This window comes from Candidatus Symbiopectobacterium sp. (assembly GCF_020054415.1).
In the GTDB taxonomy this organism is placed as follows: domain Bacteria; phylum Pseudomonadota; class Gammaproteobacteria; order Enterobacterales; family Enterobacteriaceae; genus Symbiopectobacterium.
Map to the genome: position 1 here is coordinate 1 of NZ_JAHWCO010000028.1, position 2,955 is coordinate 2,955.

Annotated in this window: 3 protein-coding genes and 2 pseudogenes; 3 read left to right on the forward strand and 2 right to left on the reverse strand. The window is 51.7% G+C overall.

Features of this window, described 5'->3' with window-relative positions; translation table 11 throughout:
- Together QZ506_RS00870 and QZ506_RS00875 are read left to right on the forward strand one after the other, a co-directional pair.
- Window positions 1-83: pseudogene (locus QZ506_RS00870) on the forward strand (lipoprotein); the annotation flags it as partial.
- Between the two features lie 342 nt (window positions 84-425).
- Window positions 426-839 carry a hypothetical protein gene (locus QZ506_RS00875; protein ID WP_291968396.1) on the forward strand — a complete coding sequence of 138 codons (414 nt, stop codon included), beginning with the start codon at window positions 426-428 and terminating at the stop codon, window positions 837-839.
- Here QZ506_RS00875 and QZ506_RS00880 read toward each other — a convergent pair.
- Window positions 796-996: a hypothetical protein gene (locus tag QZ506_RS00880; RefSeq protein WP_291968398.1), complete on the reverse strand. Its 201-nt coding sequence runs from the start codon at window positions 994-996 to the stop codon at window positions 796-798. The genes QZ506_RS00875 and QZ506_RS00880 overlap by 44 nt on opposite strands.
- On the opposite strand from QZ506_RS00880, the pseudogene QZ506_RS00885 reads away from it, so the two are divergent.
- Window positions 916-1,231 (forward strand): annotated as a pseudogene (locus QZ506_RS00885) (IS1 family transposase). The gene QZ506_RS00880 and the pseudogene QZ506_RS00885 overlap by 81 nt on opposite strands.
- A gap of 73 nt (window positions 1,232-1,304) precedes the next feature.
- Here QZ506_RS00885 and QZ506_RS00890 read toward each other — a convergent pair.
- A complete protein-coding gene (locus QZ506_RS00890; RefSeq protein WP_291968400.1) occupies window positions 1,305-2,759 on the reverse strand; it encodes a DASS family sodium-coupled anion symporter in 1,455 nt (484 codons plus the stop codon).
- Window positions 2,760-2,955: the final 196 nt, after the last annotated feature.

The following is a 2,955-nucleotide window of genomic DNA, read 5'->3' on the forward strand; positions in this document are numbered from 1 at the left end:
AGGTGGGTGAAGCCATGGCCATGGTCAAAGCGCTTAACCGGATCACGCTATTAGGAATGCCGAACAGTATTCGCATCACGTAACAATCGACCCGTATGGGGCGCAGTCGTTACAAGTTCTGATTTATTCAACAAAGCCTTGTCGGTAATAAATATCTTCATAGTGGGTGAGCATGATCTTCTTACCGCGTAAAATCAAGCATCTTCAATGATCACGGGTATAGTCCCTGTGTCGTGATATTTTATTCCGCTTTTTCAATGTATTAACAAATAAAACGGAATTTCATGAACGTAAACTCAATTAACGATACGCCTCATTATTATCGGCACACGGATAACTGCATCAATGTTGAAATGGGCAATGTGGGATGTGCCACGGATAGAACGTCCGTGTTACACACTCACAACCTGACCCATTGCTGCGCGGTGGCGGTGCTGTCGAAATGGAATGGAAAGTGGTATGAACAGCGCACACTGCTGCACATCACCGGTGGATGCTTGTTTTACGGGATAAGTTCAGTGGGCGATCGCCGACCCGATCTCGCCAGCCGATGGTTAGCGAAACTCAAGTCAGAGTTGGTTGATGGTGGGAAGATTATTTTTGTCGGAGGCATAGATTGCGCCTCGGACATGGCGTTTAGCTTGAGCATTCATCAAACCGATGACGAGGAGCGCAAACCGCTACAAGAACTGCTTACCCTGCCTGGAACTGAGATTATGATGGCGGTCGCGCTGGGTTTAACGATTCATCCCAACGGGGAGGTTGCCTTGGATGTGGCGGGTAGCCGGGGTGAACTCAACCAACAGGAATGCTCCTCAATATTACGCGATGAGGTATAGCGCTGTTCAGGAGCTGTGTCGTGTATTCAATATGTTGATTGCAGTGTGAAATGTCCGGTTTTGGATGTGGAATACAGTGGCTAAAGTTGACGTAAGATGCCCGTTTTGTGAACAGACATCTCCTGTGAAAAAACACGGTTATGGCAAAAGTGGCCATCAGCGTTACCGTCGTCAGTCATGCAAACACGGATAGCTACAGGGCTTACAACGACGAACTTCCAAAAGTAAAACACATTGTTAGCAAGCTGTATACACAGCGTATTGAGCGTGTACATCTGACACTGGGTAACCGATTGCAACGGCTCAATCGCAAGACGCTCGGATATTCAAAATCATCCGAAATGCACGATAGGATCATCGGTACTTACATTGAACGCGAGTACTACGTTTGATGCTACATCAACTCATTGAATACACGACTAGGAGCTGTTCCCTGCCACACAACGTGGCAGGGAGGCAATTCAACTAATAAAGTCCGACGACTTTCCACCACAGCAATCCTGCGGCCATAAATACCGCCTGATTCACCAGACTGATAATAAACCCGGAGCGCCACCACACGGCGGTAGGCACATAACCTGCGCCGAACAGTATCGGGCCGCGCGCATGGGTATATTGCGTCAGAGAGCAGTACAGGCTGCTGGTGAATGCCAGCATCAGCGCCATCGGCACGGGCGGAATACCTAAATTGATCCCCACGCTGAGAAATACGGCATAGAGCGCGGCAATCTGCGCATTGCCGCTGGCAAAGAAATAGTGGGTATAAAAGTAGGCGGCGTTCAGCAGCAGTAACACCAGAACCCAACTGGTTCCGGCCATCAAATGACCGACGCTGCTGCCAATCAGATCGCCAAACCAGGTGGTGAAGCCCAGCTTTTTAAGCTGGTTGGCCATCATCAGCAGTGCTGCGAACCAGATCAACGTATCCCAGGCCCCTTTTTCGCTTTTGATGTCCTCCCAGCGCAGCACGCCGCTCAACAGCAGGAAAGAGAGGCCCACAAAGGACGCCGTGGTCGCGTCTACGCCCAACGTGTCGCCAAAAATCCACAGTACCAACAGCAGCAGCACGGTAAAGGCCATCAGCCATTCACCACGCGCCATCGTTCCCATTTTTTCCAGTTCACTTATCGCCAGTTTAGGTGCATCAGGCGTGTGGCGGATTTCCGGCTTGGTCAGCCACAGCACCAGCGGTGGAACCATCATCAGGGAGATCATGCATGGCACCACGGCGGCCAGAAACCAACTGCCCCAGGTAATGTGCACGCCGGCATTGGCAGCCAGTTTTACGGCCAGCAAGTTGCCGGTATAGGCGGTCATAAACAGCGCGGCGGTAATATCGTTGACGTTGCCGATGCAAACCACCAGAAACGTCCCGATCTTACTGCGCGAGGCATCTTCCGGCTTAGAGTCGAAACTGCGTGCCAGTGAGTCAGCAATTGGATAGATCACACCGCCGCAGCGTGCCGTATTGCTTGGCATGGCGGGTGACAACACCAGATCGGCGAAGGCCAAGCCGTAGGCCAGCCCCAGCGTCCTCTTTCCCAGCAGACGGATCATCTGTAATGCGATGCGTCGGCCTAGTCCGGTTTTGATAAAGCCGCGTGCGATCATAAATGCCACGACGATCAGCCAAATCAGGGAGCTGTTCAGATCGCTTAACGCGGTTTGAATAGCGCCGCTGGCGCTGGTATCGCCTGCGGCGGCCGTCAGCGCAAACAGCGTCATGCTGATGATGCCGATGGCACCAATGGGAAGCACGTTAGCCACAATAGAGACGATGGTGGAGACAAAAATCACTGCGGAATGCCAGGCGGGAGCGCTGAGGCCGGTTGGTGGGGACTGGTGCCAGAAAAAGGCGGCGATAAGCAGAATAATCGCCAAAGCAATCCAATTCAGGCCATACGACGTTTTGGTCTTCATCCGTTTTCCTTACAACTTGATAGGCGTCTGAAGGAGGAACTGTAATCAGTGTAATCCCTAAGGGTTACAGGGTTACAGGGTTACAGGGTTACAGGGTTACAGGGTTACAGGGTTACAGGGTTACAGGGTTACAGGGTTACAGGGTTACAGGGTTACAGGGTTACAGGGTTACAGGGTTACAGGGTTACAGGGTTAC

Excerpts from the sequence above, each read along its gene's own strand:
- QZ506_RS00880 (WP_291968398.1), bottom strand. The coding sequence starts at position 996 with ATGGCCACTTTTGCCATAACCGTGTTTTTTCACAGGAGATGTCTGTTC.
- QZ506_RS00890 (WP_291968400.1), bottom strand. The coding sequence starts at position 2,759 with ATGAAGACCAAAACGTCGTATGGCCTGAATTGGATTGCTTTGGCGATT.